This window comes from Klebsiella sp. H-Nf2 (assembly GCF_002806645.1).
Lineage (GTDB): Bacteria > Pseudomonadota > Gammaproteobacteria > Enterobacterales > Enterobacteriaceae > Klebsiella > Klebsiella variicola.
The window spans coordinates 59,162-73,576 of the sequence record NZ_PIBL01000015.1 but is presented as its reverse complement, the minus strand read 5'-3'; the positions used below and the strand labels follow the sequence as shown (position 1 = coordinate 73,576).

General features: G+C 56.7%; 15 protein-coding genes. 8 read left to right on the top strand and 7 right to left on the bottom strand.

Features of this window, described 5'->3' with window-relative positions:
* Positions 1-70 precede the first annotated feature (70 nt).
* From ftsN to rraA, 5 genes are all read left to right on the top strand, one after another.
* Positions 71-1,045 carry a cell division protein FtsN gene (ftsN, locus tag CWM58_RS24775; RefSeq protein ID WP_100682025.1) on the top strand — a complete coding sequence of 325 codons (975 nt, stop codon included), beginning with the start codon at positions 71-73 and terminating at the stop codon, positions 1,043-1,045.
* A gap of 91 nt (positions 1,046-1,136) precedes the next feature.
* Entirely contained in the window at positions 1,137-1,667 is a 531-nt protein-coding gene (gene hslV / locus CWM58_RS24770) for an ATP-dependent protease subunit HslV (RefSeq protein WP_002882918.1), read from the top strand.
* A 9-nt stretch (positions 1,668-1,676) separates the two neighbouring features.
* Positions 1,677-3,011: an HslU--HslV peptidase ATPase subunit gene (gene hslU / locus CWM58_RS24765; RefSeq protein ID WP_061156235.1), complete on the top strand. Its 1,335-nt coding sequence runs from the start codon at positions 1,677-1,679 to the stop codon at positions 3,009-3,011.
* A 69-nt stretch (positions 3,012-3,080) separates the two neighbouring features.
* Positions 3,081-4,001 carry a 1,4-dihydroxy-2-naphthoate polyprenyltransferase gene (gene menA, locus CWM58_RS24760; protein ID WP_061156236.1) on the top strand — a complete coding sequence of 307 codons (921 nt, stop codon included), beginning with the start codon at positions 3,081-3,083 and terminating at the stop codon, positions 3,999-4,001.
* 92 nt (positions 4,002-4,093) lie between these two features.
* Entirely contained in the window at positions 4,094-4,579 is a 486-nt protein-coding gene (gene rraA / locus CWM58_RS24755; protein WP_002882913.1) for a ribonuclease E activity regulator RraA, read from the top strand.
* Positions 4,580-4,640: 61 nt separating this feature from the next.
* Here the strand turns inward: rraA and pfkA are convergent, their stop codons facing one another.
* The 3 genes from pfkA to cpxP all read right to left on the bottom strand — a co-directional run bounded on the left by pfkA (position 4,641) and on the right by cpxP (position 7,364).
* Positions 4,641-5,603 carry a 6-phosphofructokinase gene (pfkA, locus tag CWM58_RS24750; RefSeq protein WP_061156237.1) on the bottom strand — a complete coding sequence of 321 codons (963 nt, stop codon included), beginning with the start codon at positions 5,601-5,603 and terminating at the stop codon, positions 4,641-4,643.
* A gap of 196 nt (positions 5,604-5,799) precedes the next feature.
* Positions 5,800-6,702, bottom strand: coding sequence for a CDF family cation-efflux transporter FieF (gene fieF / locus CWM58_RS24745; protein WP_008807873.1), 903 nt, complete (start codon positions 6,700-6,702; stop codon positions 5,800-5,802).
* A gap of 158 nt (positions 6,703-6,860) precedes the next feature.
* Complete coding sequence (gene cpxP / locus CWM58_RS24740) at positions 6,861-7,364, bottom strand: cell-envelope stress modulator CpxP (protein WP_004178004.1); 504 nt, start codon at positions 7,362-7,364, stop codon at positions 6,861-6,863.
* A 149-nt stretch (positions 7,365-7,513) separates the two neighbouring features.
* Between cpxP and cpxR the strand changes: the two genes are divergently transcribed.
* Both cpxR and cpxA read left to right on the top strand, forming a co-directional pair.
* Complete coding sequence (gene cpxR / locus CWM58_RS24735) at positions 7,514-8,212, top strand: envelope stress response regulator transcription factor CpxR (RefSeq protein ID WP_002882901.1); 699 nt, start codon at positions 7,514-7,516, stop codon at positions 8,210-8,212.
* Complete coding sequence (gene cpxA, locus CWM58_RS24730; protein ID WP_061156238.1) at positions 8,209-9,582, top strand: envelope stress sensor histidine kinase CpxA; 1,374 nt, start codon at positions 8,209-8,211, stop codon at positions 9,580-9,582. The genes cpxR and cpxA overlap by 4 nt, the downstream gene beginning before the upstream one ends.
* Before the next feature lie 62 nt (positions 9,583-9,644).
* Here the strand turns inward: cpxA and yiiM are convergent, their stop codons facing one another.
* The gene (yiiM, locus tag CWM58_RS24725; protein ID WP_061156239.1) at positions 9,645-10,319 is read right to left on the bottom strand and encodes a 6-hydroxyaminopurine reductase; all 675 of its coding nucleotides are present in this window, start codon (positions 10,317-10,319) and stop codon (positions 9,645-9,647) included.
* 72 nt (positions 10,320-10,391) lie between these two features.
* On the bottom strand, positions 10,392-11,012 hold the full coding sequence (gene sodA / locus CWM58_RS24720) for a superoxide dismutase [Mn] (RefSeq protein ID WP_004203668.1): 621 nt from the start codon (positions 11,010-11,012) through the stop codon (positions 10,392-10,394).
* Between the two features lie 289 nt (positions 11,013-11,301).
* Here sodA and rhaT point away from each other — a divergent pair, with 289 nt between their 5' ends.
* Complete coding sequence (gene rhaT / locus CWM58_RS24715) at positions 11,302-12,336, top strand: L-rhamnose/proton symporter RhaT (protein ID WP_100682024.1); 1,035 nt, start codon at positions 11,302-11,304, stop codon at positions 12,334-12,336.
* A gap of 32 nt (positions 12,337-12,368) precedes the next feature.
* Here the strand turns inward: rhaT and rhaR are convergent, their stop codons facing one another.
* Both rhaR and rhaS read right to left on the bottom strand, forming a co-directional pair.
* The gene (gene rhaR, locus CWM58_RS24710) at positions 12,369-13,214 is read right to left on the bottom strand and encodes an HTH-type transcriptional activator RhaR (RefSeq protein ID WP_002882891.1); all 846 of its coding nucleotides are present in this window, start codon (positions 13,212-13,214) and stop codon (positions 12,369-12,371) included.
* 73 nt (positions 13,215-13,287) lie between these two features.
* Entirely contained in the window at positions 13,288-14,124 is an 837-nt protein-coding gene (gene rhaS, locus CWM58_RS24705) for an HTH-type transcriptional activator RhaS (RefSeq protein WP_061156241.1), read from the bottom strand.
* Positions 14,125-14,415: the final 291 nt, after the last annotated feature.

Below are 14,415 nucleotides of genomic sequence, written 5' to 3'. Positions count from 1 at the left end.
TTCTGGTCAAAGGCCCGCCGCTTAAGTAACATGGCGGGCTGACGAACGAATATAAGACAGCGAAACGATAGTGGCACAACGAGATTATGTACGCCGCAGCCAACCGGCTTCTTCGCGGCGCAAAAAGAGCACGACCCGAAGCTCAAGGAATAAGCAAAGCAGCCTTCCGGCGATTTCACCGGCTATGGTGGCGATCGCGGCGGCTGTGCTGGTGGCCTTTATCGGTGGACTTTATTTCATTACGCACCATAAGAAAGAAGAAGCGGAAGCGATGCAAAATCGCCAGGCCGCCGGTAACGGCTTGCCGCCAAAACCGGAAGAGCGCTGGCGCTATATCAAAGAGCTGGAAAGTCGCCAGCCTGGCGTTCGCGCGCCGACCGAACCGACTGCCGGTGGCGAGGTGATGAAACCGGAACAGCTGACCGACGAGCAGCGCCAGCTGCTCGCTCAGATGCAGGCCGATATGCGCCAGCAGCCAACCCAGCTGACCGAAGTGCCGTGGAACGAACAAACCCCGGCGCAGCGCCAGCAGACGCTGCAGCGTCAGCGTTTAGCACAGCAACAGCAACAGCAGCAGGCACAGCAGCAGCAGTGGGCGCAAACTCAGCCGCAGACCGTGCAGCAGCAGCCGCGCGTCCAGCAGCCGAAGCCAGTGCAGCAGCAACAGCCGAAGCAGACCGCGTCGAACCAGCAGCCGTACCAGGATCTGTTGCAGACGCCGGCGCATACCAATACCACGCAGCCACGTACGCAGGCCGCTGCGCCGGTGACCCGCGTGGAGGAAGCGCCGAAAGCCGCAGCCGCCGAGAAGAAAGACGATCGTAGCTGGATGATCCAGTGCGGCTCCTTTAAAGGTGCCGAGCAGGCCGAAACCGTCCGCGCTCAGTTGGCTTTCGAAGGGTTCGCTTCGCACATCACCACTAATAACGGCTGGAACCGCGTAGTCATTGGTCCGCTGAAAGGCAAAGAAAGCGCCAACGAGATGATCACCCGTCTGAAGATGGCCGGACACGCGAACTGCATTCGTCTCGCCGCCAGGGGTTGAAACCCTCAAAATCCCCCCCATCTATAATTGCATTCGGCCCCGCGGACAGCGCGGGGCCCCTGTTCCGCTTTTGCAACCAAGGGGTCTGCTCGTGACTACAATTGTAAGTGTTCGCCGTAACGGCCATGTTGTTATTGCCGGTGATGGCCAGGCCACGCTGGGCAACACCGTGATGAAGGGCAACGTGAAGAAAGTGCGTCGTCTGTATAACGACAAAGTGATTGCCGGTTTTGCTGGCGGCACCGCTGACGCCTTCACGCTGTTCGAACTGTTTGAACGTAAACTGGAAATGCACCAGGGCCATCTGGTGAAGGCCGCCGTTGAGCTGGCCAAAGACTGGCGAACCGATCGGATGTTGCGCAAGCTGGAAGCGCTGCTGGCCGTCGCGGACGAAAACGCGTCGCTTATCATCACCGGTAACGGCGACGTGGTACAGCCAGAAAACGATTTGATTGCTATCGGCTCCGGCGGTCCTTACGCCCAGGCCGCGGCCCGCGCGCTGTTGGAAAACACCGATATGGGCGCGCGCGACATCGCCGAGAAAGCGTTGGATATTGCAGGTGATATCTGCATCTATACCAACCATTTCCACACCATCGAAGAATTACCTTCTAAAGCGTAAGGATCTCCCATGTCTGAAATGACCCCACGCGAAATTGTCAGCGAACTGGACAAACACATTATCGGCCAGGACGCCGCCAAGCGTTCTGTTGCTATCGCCCTGCGTAACCGCTGGCGCCGGATGCAGCTTAACGAAGAGCTGCGTCATGAAGTCACGCCGAAAAACATTCTGATGATCGGCCCAACCGGCGTCGGTAAAACCGAGATCGCCCGTCGTCTGGCGAAACTGGCCAACGCGCCGTTCATTAAAGTTGAAGCGACCAAGTTCACCGAAGTAGGCTATGTTGGTAAAGAAGTGGACTCGATCATCCGCGATCTGACCGATGCGGCGATCAAAATGGTTCGCATGCAGTCCATCGATAAGAACCGTTACCGCGCGGAAGAGCTGGCGGAAGAGCGCGTACTTGACGTGCTGATCCCACCGGCGAAAAACAACTGGGGCCAGGCTGAACAGCCGCAGGAACCCTCTGCTGCGCGCCAGGCGTTCCGCAAGAAACTGCGTGAAGGCCAGCTGGACGATAAAGAGATTGAAATCGATCTCGCTGCGGCGCCGATGGGCGTTGAAATCATGTCCCCTCCGGGCATGGAAGAGATGACCAGCCAGCTGCAGTCCATGTTCCAGAACCTCGGCGGCCAGAAGCAGAAACCGCGTAAGCTGAAAATCAAAGACGCGATGAAGCTGCTGATTGAAGAAGAAGCGGCCAAGCTGGTCAACCCGGAAGAGCTGAAGCAGGAAGCCATCGACGCTGTAGAGCAGCACGGTATCGTCTTTATCGACGAAATCGACAAAATCTGTAAGCGCGGCGGCAACTCCTCCGGCCCGGACGTGTCTCGTGAAGGCGTACAGCGCGATCTGCTGCCGCTGGTTGAAGGCTGCACCGTCTCCACCAAACACGGGATGGTTAAGACCGACCACATCCTGTTTATCGCCTCCGGTGCGTTCCAGGTGGCCAGTCCGTCCGATCTGATCCCTGAGCTGCAGGGGCGTCTGCCGATCCGCGTTGAGCTGAAGGCGCTGACCACCCATGACTTCGAGCGCATCCTGACCGAGCCGAACGCCTCCATCACCGTGCAGTACAAAGCGCTGATGGCGACCGAAGGGGTGAGCATCGATTTCACCGAAGACGGTATCAAGCGTATCGCCCAGGCCGCGTGGCAGGTAAACGAAACCACCGAGAACATCGGTGCGCGTCGCCTGCACACCGTGCTGGAGCGTCTGGTGGAAGATATTTCCTATGATGCCAGCGAGATGAACGGCCAGACCGTCATTATCGATGCCGAATATGTGAGTAAACACCTGGATGTTCTGGTGGCAGATGAAGATCTGAGCCGTTTTATCCTATAATCCGGTGCAATGCATTTTCATCACTGTTGATGGGGGCTATAGCCCCCATTTTTATTGGCTAAAATAACTATGACTGATATCAGCCGTTCTCAGGCGTGGCTGGAAAGCCTGCGTCCTAAAACGTTACCGCTGGCGTTTGCCGCGATTATTGTTGGCACCACCCTTGCCTGGCAGCAGGGCCATTTTGATCCCTGGGTTGCTCTGCTGGCGCTGATCACCGCCGGCTTGCTGCAAATTCTTTCTAATCTGGCCAATGACTACGGCGACGCGGTCAAGGGCAGTGATAAACCCGATCGCATCGGGCCGCTGCGCGGCATGCAGAAAGGGGTGATTACCCCCCAGCAGATGAAGCGCGCCCTCATCGTCACCGTCGCACTCATCTGTCTGTTTGGTCTGGCGCTGCTGTGCGCCGCCTGGCAGAGCGTCGGCGATTTTATCGGCTTCCTTGTGCTGGGTGGCCTGTCCATCGTGGCCGCCATCACCTACACGGTGGGCACCCGCCCGTATGGATATATTGGCCTGGGTGATATCTCGGTACTCATTTTCTTCGGCTGGTTGAGCGTCCTCGGCAGCTGGTATCTGCAAGCGCACAATGTGGAAGCCGCCATTTTTCTGCCGGCGACGGCCTGCGGTTTGCTGGCGACTGCCGTGCTGAACATCAATAATCTGCGGGATATTGATAGCGATCGCCAGAACGGAAAAAACACCCTCGCCGTGCGCCTGGGGCCGGTCAATGCCCGTCGCTATCATGCTTGCCTGCTGTTCGGCTCCCTGCTGTGCCTGGCGCTGTTTAATCTGCTGGCGCTGCATTCTGTGTGGGGCTGGCTGTTTATTCTCGCCACGCCGCTGCTGGTCAAACAGGCGCGCTACGTCCTGCGCGAACCTGATCCGGTAGCGATGCGGCCGATGCTCGAAAAGACGGTTAAAGGGGCCTTACTGACCAACCTGCTGTTTGTCATCGGAATTATTGCCAGTAAGCTGATGGCTTAACTGACAAATATCAATTAACAATTGATGATTTTGCCAACAATGGGATTCGCGGGATATACTAAAAACTCTCGCAGCAACTGAACGTTAAGCCTATGAAATACGATACTTCCGAGCTTTGTGACATCTACCAGGAAGATGTCAACGTCGTGGAACCGCTGTTCTCTAACTTTGGAGGACGGTCGTCGTTTGGTGGACAAATCATTACGGTAAAATGTTTCGAGGATAACGGGTTGCTCTATGATCTGCTCGAGCAGAATGGCCGTGGTCATATTCTCCTGATCGACGGCGGCGGCTCAGTACGACGCGCGTTAATTGACGCCGACCTGGCGCGTCTCGCCGTACAGAATGAATGGGAAGGGTTAGTGGTCTATGGCGCGGTGCGCCAGGTGGACGACCTTGAGGAACTGGACATCGGCATCCAGGCGCTGGCGGCAATTCCGGTCGGCGCAGCTGGCGAAGGCATCGGCGAAAGCGACGTGCGCGTCAATTTCGGCGGGGTGACCTTCTTCTCCGGCGACCATCTGTATGCCGATAACACCGGGATGATCCTGTCGGAAGACCCGCTGGATATCGAATAAACCCTCCGCCATAAAAAAGGCCTTCTCCATGAGAAGGCCTTTTGTTTATCCGACGCGCAACTTAGTACAGTTTCTTCGCGCAATCCAGCCAGTCGTTCTTGAACGGACGCTTCATGTTCTCGATGGCATCGATAATATCGTGGTGCACCAGCTTCTCGTTCTGGATGCCGACGCAACGACCGCCTTGTCCCTGCAGCAGCAGTTCAATCGCATAAGCGCCCATACGGGAAGCCAGGATACGGTCGTAAGGAACCGGGGAACCGCCACGCTGAATGTGGCCAAGAACGGTAGCGCGAGTTTCACGGCCGGTTTCTTTCTCGATGTAGCTTGCCAGCTCGTCAACGTCGCACATGTGCTCGGTAATCGCCACGATAGCGTGTTTTTTCCCTTTCGCGATACCGGCTTTGATTTCAGCGACCAGATCGTCACGGGTGTATTCCACTTCCGGCACCATGATGAACTCACAGCCGCCGGCAATCGCCGCCGCCAGGGTCAGGTCGCCGCAGTAACGGCCCATCACTTCCACCACGGAGATACGCTGGTGTGAAGAAGAGGTGTCGCGCAGACGGTCAATCGCTTCCACCACGGTGCTCAGGGCGGTGAAAAAGCCGATGGTGTAGTCAGTGCCTTTGATATCGTTGTCGATGGTGCCAGGCAGGCCGATGCACGGGAAGCCCATCTCGGTCAGGCGCATTGCGCCCATATAGGACCCGTCACCACCGATAACCACCAGCGCGTCCAGGCCGCGCTTCTTCATGTTTTCGATAGCCACAGCGCGAATGTGTTCTTCGCGGAATTCCGGGAAGCGAGCGGAGCCCAGGAAGGTGCCGCCGCGGTTGATCATGTCGGAAACGCTGTAACGGTCGAGCTGAACCATACGGTCTTCATACAATCCGAGGTAACCGTCATAGATTCCAAAAACTTCCAGACCTTCCGTTAATGCCGCGCGCACAACGCCACGAATTGCTGCGTTCATGCCCGGCGCATCACCGCCACTTGTCAACACACCGATTTTCTTAATCATGACTACCTCTGAACTTAGGAAGCAAAAAATAATTCTGTTGCCTGAAGCGCTCCCTCACCAGGAGTGCACGACGCTAATGACAATAGTATATCAAACGCCTCAAGCTGAATTGATTCAGGTCAGACCAAACGGCGGTAATTTATACAAAAAATGCCGATCTGCCCCACATTTTTACATCGAGTTTACAGACTATAACCTAACGCTCAAAAAAGCCCTGCTGCGCCGCTGGCACTACAGAACTGGGATCCTGATGGATAATGACATCGGAACCCGGGAAACGGCGCAGAATCGCCTGCTCCACCTGGTCTGCAATCACGTGGGCTTGCACCAGCGGGAGGTTATCTTCCATTTCCAAATGAATCTGAATAAAGCGGGTCGGCCCTGACTGCCGCGTTCGTAGATCGTGCGCCCCGCGGATGCCGGGCCATGCGGTCACGATGGTGATAATGTCCTGACGCTCCTCGTCAGGCAAGGCGCGGTCGAGTAGTGACTGAACCGCCTCATAGCCCATCCGCAGCGCGCTATATAAAATATAGATGCCAATTCCTAATGCAAACAACGCATCGGCGCGATGCCAGCCATACCAGGAAAGGCCCAGCGCCACCAGAATAGCGCCGTTCATCATAACATCAGACTGATAATGAAGCATATCTGCCCGCACCGCCTGGCTCTGGGTTTTTCGCACCACCCAACGCTGGAAGGTCACCAGCGCCAGCGTGCTGAACAAGGCGATCAACGTGACGACGACCCCGACGCCGGCGGCCTGCAGCGGCTCCGGACGCACCAGGTGCTGAATGCCGGTGAGAAACAGAAACAGCGCCGAGCCGGAGATAAACATGCTTTGCGCCAGCGCCGCCAGCGATTCCGCTTTGCCGTGGCCAAAGGTATGTTCTTCATCAGCAGGTTGCAGCGAATAGCGAACCACCAGCAGGTTGGTCAGCGAGGCGGCAATATCCACCAGTGAATCCACCAGCGCAGCCAGAATACTGACTGAACCGGTATACCACCACGCAAAAATTTTGATCAAAAGTAACGCGGAGGCCATGGCCGTCGCGGCGATAGCGGCGCGGCTGACCAACCGGCCATAAGATTGATTCATATAGGCTCCTTCTCCTGCAATGCGCTTAGTATAACCTGAACTTGTGACGCTCACGGGATACGCGAAGAAGTTGATTTGCCGAAAAAAGGGCAAAAAAAACCCCCACATCATGTGGGGGAAGACAGGGATGGTGTCTATGGCAAGGAAAACAGGGTTTGTTACTGGGGTTGCAGGGTGTTGCTACTACTCGAAAGCATCATTGCTGAGCCTTTCTGCATCCTTGCAACCTCACGCAACTGATCCATACGTTGCTGGTGCTTAGCATTTAAAACCGCTTGCTGCTCTGGCGTAAGCAGGTGGTACATCTGGTTGCGGACCTTAGCCATTTCAACCTGGCGAGCAACCTGTTCCTGCGCCATCTTTTCTGCCTGAGCGCGCACAGCGTTTTCATCAAAATTTTCTGCGGTGACAAGGCGATGCATTGTCTCCATTTCGCTAACATTAACGGGGAGCCTATCATGGCGTGCCCGTTGCATAAGATCCCGTAACTGCTGACGTTGCTGCTCGGTTAAACTTATGCCGTCAAACATATGGCTCTGGCTACCGCGCTGTCCCCCTTCGTCTCCGGGGAGCCAGTTAACGCTGGTAACGACTTCAGCGGCCTGGCTATATGCACTTAGCGCCAGCGTTGAGGCCATGACGGCAGCGATAACATTGCGCATCACATACTCCCAAAACGTTTGTGTCGCGATTCAACGAGAGACAGTCTACGATTCAGGCTGCAAACATGCGTCAGGGGGTGTAAAACAACGTAAAGTCATGGATTAGCGGGCCTTGATGACGTAATTTCTGCCTCGGAGGTATTTAAAAGATGAATAAAATCCTGTTAGTTGATGATGACCGGGAGCTCACCTCCCTGTTAAAAGAGCTGCTCGATATGGAAGGTTTTAACGTGCTGGTGGCCCATGATGGGGAACAGGCGCTGGCCCTTCTGGACGACAGCGTTGATTTATTGCTGCTCGACGTGATGATGCCGAAGAAAAACGGTATCGATACGCTGAAAGAGCTGCGTCAGACACACCAGACCCCGGTTATCATGCTAACAGCGCGCGGGAGCGAGCTGGATCGCGTTCTCGGCCTTGAGCTGGGCGCGGATGACTATTTGCCTAAGCCGTTCAACGATCGCGAACTGGTGGCCCGTATACGCGCGATTCTGCGCCGTTCCCACTGGAGCGAGCAGCAGCAGACGACCGAAGCCGGATCGCCAACGCTGGAAGTGGATGCCTTAAGCCTGAATCCGGGCCGCCAGGAAGCCAATTTCGATGGTCAGACGCTGGAGCTCACCGGTACCGAGTTCACCCTGCTCTATCTGTTAGCGCAGCATCTCGGCCAGGTAGTGTCGCGTGAACATTTAAGCCAGGAAGTGTTAGGCAAGCGCCTGACGCCGTTCGACCGCGCCATCGATATGCATATTTCCAACCTGCGGCGTAAGCTGCCGGAGCGCAAAGATGGTCATCCATGGTTTAAAACGCTGCGTGGTCGCGGGTATCTGATGGTTTCCGCTTCATGATAGGAAGTTTGACTGCACGCATCTTCGCCATCTTCTGGCTCACGCTGGCGCTGGTGTTGATGCTAGTGCTGATGTTGCCCAAACTGGACTCCCGGCAGATGACCGAGCTGCTGGAAAGCGAGCAGCGTCAGGGCATTATGATCGAACAGCACGTCGAGGCCGAGCTGGCGACCGACCCGCCAAACGATCTGATGTGGTGGCGTCGTCTGTTTCGCGCCATCGATAAATGGGCGCCTCCGGGACAACGCCTGCTGCTGGTGACCAGCGAAGGCCGCGTGATCGGCGCAGAACGCAACGAGATGCAGATCATTCGTAACTTTATCGGCCAGGCCGATAATGCCGATCATCCGCAGAAAAAACGCTATGGCCGCCTGGAAATGGTGGGGCCGTTTTCCGTCAGGGACGGGGAGGATAACTATCAGCTCTATCTCATTCGTCCCGCCAGCACCTCACAATCTGACTTTATCAACCTGCTGTTTGACCGCCCCCTGCTGCTACTGATCGTCACGATGCTGGTCAGCGCTCCGCTGCTGCTGTGGCTGGCGTGGAGCCTGGCGAAACCGGCGCGTAAGCTGAAAAACGCCGCCGACGAAGTCGCCCAGGGCAACCTGCGTCAGCATCCGGAACTGGAAGCCGGGCCGCAGGAGTTCTTAGCCGCTGGCGCCAGCTTTAACCAGATGGTCACCGCGCTGGAGCGGATGATGACCAGCCAACAGCGGTTGCTGTCTGATATCTCGCACGAGCTGCGCACGCCGCTCACGCGCCTGCAGCTGGGTACCGCCCTGCTGCGTCGCCGCAGCGGTGAGAGCAAGGAGCTGGAGCGTATCGAAACCGAGGCGCACCGGCTGGACAGCATGATCAACGACCTGCTGGTGATGTCGCGTAATCAGGCAAAAAATGCCCTGGTCAGCGAGACGGTGAAAGCCAATCAGCTGTGGGGCGAAGTGCTGGACAACGCGGCGTTTGAAGCCGAGCAGATGGGTAAATCTTTCACCGTTGAGTATCCGCCGGGCCCGTGGCCGCTGTACGGTAACCCCAATGCGCTGGAAAGCGCGCTGGAGAATATCGTCCGCAACGCTCTGCGCTACTCGCACACGAAGATTTCCGTCAGCTTCTCGGTGGATAAAGACGGGATTACGGTTAACGTCGACGACGACGGCCCGGGCGTCAGCCCGGAAGATCGCGAACAGATTTTCCGGCCATTCTACCGGACCGACGAGGCGCGCGACCGCGAGTCCGGCGGCACCGGCCTGGGTCTGGCGATTGTCGAAACCGCTATTCAGCAGCACCGCGGCTGGGTGAAGGCCGACGACAGCCCGCTGGGTGGTTTGCGCTTAACCCTTTGGCTACCGCTGTATAAACGCACCTGATGCTATCCCGGCTTGCGCTGCGCTAAGCCGGGAGCATCCCCGGAAATACTCAATAGGGGGGATTAGTTCCCCCACAATCTCCGCGAACTATCCTCGATCTTGCCGCTTAAACGCCGCTTCTGCATCGTTCGGCTCCAGCTCACCGACAGGCCTGCAGCCGACAATAAGCGGTGGTACTGATCATCATCAAACGGCATCTGCCAGGCAATCGCCCCGGCCTCATGGACGCTGATATCGCTCAGCCGGGAAACCAGCTCGAGCGGCGCATCGCTGGAGACTTGCCCCCCGGCAATCACCCGGTACAACCAGCCGGTCTTCCCGCTGTTTTGCACCAGTTGCGCCATATCGCCGATCGCAAAATGAAAATTGAGCTTGAAGCACGGCGATCGCGGCTGGGTGACCTGGATCAGCGCCTCGCCCCAGCGAAAGATATCGCCGATATAAACATTTTGCTCGGTGAGCCCGGTGGTGGAGAGGTTTTCGCCGAACGCCGGAGCGCAGAACCGCTCGGCCTGCTGGGGGAATTCACGGATCCAGTCGGCATAGTGTTCGCGCGGATAGTGGCACAGCGCGCGGTCCGGCCCGCCGTGAATTTTCTTCTCCGCCTGCTCGTCCCCATCGAGGCCGATATCGCCGAGCTGCAATTCGCCATCAACCTGGATTTTGCCGATCGCGCTGGGGCGACTGCCCGCGTAGTCCCTGATTTTGCCGACAAAGACATTCACCGGATAATGCATGGCTGCTCTCCTTGCTACAGATATAAAAAAAGCGAGTCATCAGACTCGCTTCTCTCTTAGCGCAATGCAACCTTATTTTTTAGCGGCAAAACGCGCTGCAGCTTCGTCCCAGTTCACTACGTCCCAGAAGGCTTTGATGTAGTCCGGGCGACGGTTCTGGAATTTCAGGTAGTAAGCGTGTTCCCACACGTCCAGACCCAGGATCGGGAAGCCGGAAGCGCCGGAAATGGCTTCGCCCATCAGCGGGGAATCCTGGTTGGCGGTGGAGACAACGGCCAGTTTGTCACCTTTCAGTACCAGCCACGCCCAGCCGGAGCCGAAACGGGTCGCAGCGGCTTTTTCGAATTCCGCTTTGAAATTGTCTACAGAGCCGAAATCGCGCTCGATCGCCGCTTTCAGGTCGCCCTGCAGGGTGGTGCCGGTTTTCAGGCCTTTCCAGAACAGGCTGTGGTTAGCGTGGCCGCCCGCGTTGTTACGCAGTACGGTTTTTTTGTCAGCCGGCAGTTGATCCAGCTTGGTGATCAGCTCTTCAGCGGACAGGTTAGCGAACTCCGGCAGGCTTTCCAGCGCGGCGTTAGCATTGTTCACGTATGTCTGATGGTGTTTAGTGTGATGGATCTCCATCGTCTGCTTGTCGAAGTGCGGTTCCAGAGCATCGTAAGCGTACGGCAGGGATGGCAGGGTATAGCTCATAATCATCTCCATTATTGTCGAGCGGCTCAAGTGTTAACGCCGCGTAAGCAGTTTGTCCATTATAGTTAATTAAATGGTATTGAAAATGCTTATCAATGCCGTATTTTTCATATGGATATAACCAGAAGAAATACCCGTCATTTTGTGATGTAGAACAACTAATTAAGCCCATGGTTGCCAGGGTTCGCCATCCTGTGGCAACGGCTTGAAGGCGGCCAAAGCGGCTAATTTTTACACTCATCACATCGGAAGCCGCCGTCTCCGATAAAAAAAGATGAGGATAAAATCAATGAACCACGCGATTACGATGGGTATTTTTTGGCATTTGATAGGGGCCGCCAGTGCCGCCTGTTTCTATGCCCCGTTCAAAAAAGTAAAACACTGGTCGTGGGAAACCATGTGGTCGGTTGGGGGGATCGTCTCCTGGCTGATCCTGCCCTGGGCCATCAGCGCCACGCTGTTACCCGATTTCTGGGCCTACTACCGCTCCTTTAACGCCTCCACGCTGCTGCCGGTCTTTCTGTTCGGCGCCATGTGGGGTATCGGTAATATCAACTATGGCTTGACCATGCGCTATCTCGGCATGTCGATGGGAATAGGCATCGCCATTGGCATCACGCTGATTGTCGGCACGCTGATGACGCCGATTATTAATGGTCAGTTTTCGGTGCTGATGCACACCCAGGGCGGTCAAATGACGCTGCTTGGCGTGCTGGTGGCGGTGGTTGGCGTCAGTATCGTCACCCGCGCGGGCCAGCTGAAAGAGCGCAAAATGGGCATCAAAGCCGAAGAGTTCAATCTGAAGAAAGGGCTTCTGCTGGCGGTGATGTGCGGCATCTTCTCGGCAGGGATGTCGTTCGCGATGAACGCCGCCAAACCGATGCATGACGCTGCCGCGGCGCTCGGCGTCGACCCGCTGTACGCGGCGCTGCCAAGCTACGTAGTCATTATGGGCGGCGGGGCGCTGGTCAATCTCGGCTTCTGCTTTATTCGTCTGGCGAAAGTGAAGAGTCTGTCAGTCAAAGCCGATTTTTCGCTGGCTAAACCGCTCATCATCAGCAACCTGTTGCTCTCCGCCCTCGGCGGCCTGATGTGGTATCTCCAGTTCTTCTTCTATGCCTGGGGCCATGCCAGCATTCCGGCGCAGTATGACTATATGAGCTGGATGCTGCACATGAGTTTCTACGTGCTGTGTGGCGGTCTGGTGGGTCTGGTGCTGAAGGAGTGGAACAACGCCGGCCGTCGTCCGGTGAGCGTCCTGAGCCTCGGCTGCGTGGTGATCATCATCGCCGCCAATATCGTCGGTCTGGGGATGGCCAGTTAACCACCGGCTCATCAGCCAGACAACGACTGTTTTCAGGCGGCGGCGCGACTGCGCTGCCGCCATTGCCCCGGCGACATGCCGATTTCCCGGCTAAAAACCACCGAAAAGTAGTTACTGTCCTCAAAGCCGCACTGCATGGCGATATCGCCGATTAAGCGCTCGGTATGCTGCAGCAGGTACTGCGCGTGGCAGATCCGCAGCTGGCGTAAATAGTGATTGATGGTCATCCCGGTTTGCTGGCGAAACTGCTGGCGTAGCGCCCGCTCGCTGCCGCCCTCCTGCTCGCAGAAACGCTCCAGAACAAAGGGGCGGCTGAGGCTGGCCGCCAACGCGGCCAGCAGTTTGTCCAGCAGCGCTTCGCGCTGCGTCGCCGCGGGATCATCCGTCGCGTAGCGATGGCGCTGCAACGTCAGCGCCAGCTGGGCAAACAGCAGTTCGGCCATCGCATTTCCCTGCGCGTCGCGCCGGGCGCACTCATGCTCAAGCTGGCTAATCACCTGGCGCGCCTGAGCCATACCTGTGCTACCCATGCGCCAGTGGGGCTTCCACGGCGTGCCAAAGAGGCCAGGGATCGCTCCCGCCCAGTCAAAATTAAGTTGCAGCCGCTCCGGGCAATAGATGATGTTCTGCAGAACTAAATCATTGACCGAAGCATAGGAGTGTTTATCTTCGGCGCGAATATAGAACAGATCGCCGCGGGTAATGCGCCAGGGGCGATCGTTAAGGACGTGCAGCCCGTTGCCCCGCCACACCAGCACCAGCTCGCAGAACTCATGGGTATGTTCGGCAAAAACGTTTTGCGGGTAGCGGTCGGCCACTGCCACTGCCTGTGTGGCGGAAGGGAAAAACTCCTCTTTACGTAGAATCAGACCGGCCACGGCTCACACTCCAAACGCGGATAACGGCGCATTATTCGCGTTTTTAACCCGCAATACGTTGACTCTTCTCGCGTTACTGAAGAATGGCGTCGCGGCCCTGGCGGATATCGCGCGGCGACCAGTCAAATTCGCGGCGAAAAAGCGTCGAAAAGTGGTTACTGTCGCCGAAGCCGCAGCGAAAAGCGATATCAGTCACACTTTCATCGCTGTGGCGCAGCAGGTGCCGGGCCTTCATCAGGCGCACCCGATTAAGATAGCGCTGCGGCGTCAGGCCAGTCTGCTGCTTCAGCTGGCGGTGCAGGGTACGCAGCGACAGCGAAAACTGCGCCGCCACCTCCTCCCAGCAGATCTCCTGGGCAAAATGATCTTCCAGCCAGGCCAGCAGCTGATTCAGCCGCGCATCATTGTTGGTAGCCTCTTCCGCAAGACTGCTTTTACGTAACAGCACCAGCAGCTGCATAAACAGGATCTCACGGCTGGCGACGGCATGGGTATCCGTTTCGCTCCCCATGGCCTCCATCTGCGCCACGATATGCCGAACCTGCTGCAGGACCGTCTGGTTCACCCGCCAGTGCGACGGGTAGTTCCCCTCCTGCTCCTGGGGCAGCAGCTGGTTGACCCCGGCGAGAAAACGAAACGCATCCGGCGCGCGATAGAGCACATTGGTCAGACACAGATTGTCCGTATGCTCGTAAAGATGCCGGTCATGATCGCGGATAAAGCAGACTGAGCCGCCGCCGATGGTATAGGGCTGACCATTGAAGACGTGAATACCCGTGCCCTGCTCCACGATGACAATTTCATGGAAATCATGGTGATGTTCCGGAAAGGCCGACTGAGGGAGGCGGGGTTCAATAGCCACCGTCGAGATCCCGGCCTTAAAGAAATCCGTACTGTGCAATATGGTCATGATGCCACCCTCGTAATGAGAAAAATTATCAGTCACCGGCTGATAGTAATGAAGGGTTGGCTATCCGGCCTTCAATTTTTGACCATGAAATTCGTAAATCCTGCCGCTTTTTCAAGAATCAGCCGGAAAGATACGGAACTGCGGACGCCATCACATCCCCCTCGCCACCCCCTAAAACCACAAATTGTGATTTCCCTCACGGTCACCTTTGCTTTCTTGCCAGCGGCCAGTTTTGACTGTCCGTAGCGAGAAGGTGTCAGTGAGCGGCCTTTTTTAGACTGCGGACAATGA

Excerpts from the sequence above, each read along its gene's own strand:
- cpxP (WP_004178004.1), bottom strand. The coding sequence starts at position 7,364 with ATGCGCAATGTTATCGCTGCCGTCATGGCCTCAACGCTGGCGCTAAGT.
- cpxR (WP_002882901.1), top strand. The coding sequence starts at position 7,514 with ATGAATAAAATCCTGTTAGTTGATGATGACCGGGAGCTCACCTCCCTG.
- rhaS (WP_061156241.1), bottom strand. The coding sequence starts at position 14,124 with ATGACCATATTGCACAGTACGGATTTCTTTAAGGCCGGGATCTCGACG.
- cpxA (WP_061156238.1), top strand. The coding sequence starts at position 8,209 with ATGATAGGAAGTTTGACTGCACGCATCTTCGCCATCTTCTGGCTCACG.
- menA (WP_061156236.1), top strand. The coding sequence starts at position 3,081 with ATGACTGATATCAGCCGTTCTCAGGCGTGGCTGGAAAGCCTGCGTCCT.
- hslU (WP_061156235.1), top strand. The coding sequence starts at position 1,677 with ATGTCTGAAATGACCCCACGCGAAATTGTCAGCGAACTGGACAAACAC.
- pfkA (WP_061156237.1), bottom strand. The coding sequence starts at position 5,603 with ATGATTAAGAAAATCGGTGTGTTGACAAGTGGCGGTGATGCGCCGGGC.
- yiiM (WP_061156239.1), bottom strand. The coding sequence starts at position 10,319 with ATGCATTATCCGGTGAATGTCTTTGTCGGCAAAATCAGGGACTACGCG.
- rraA (WP_002882913.1), top strand. The coding sequence starts at position 4,094 with ATGAAATACGATACTTCCGAGCTTTGTGACATCTACCAGGAAGATGTC.
- sodA (WP_004203668.1), bottom strand. The coding sequence starts at position 11,012 with ATGAGCTATACCCTGCCATCCCTGCCGTACGCTTACGATGCTCTGGAA.
- rhaT (WP_100682024.1), top strand. The coding sequence starts at position 11,302 with ATGAACCACGCGATTACGATGGGTATTTTTTGGCATTTGATAGGGGCC.
- fieF (WP_008807873.1), bottom strand. The coding sequence starts at position 6,702 with ATGAATCAATCTTATGGCCGGTTGGTCAGCCGCGCCGCTATCGCCGCG.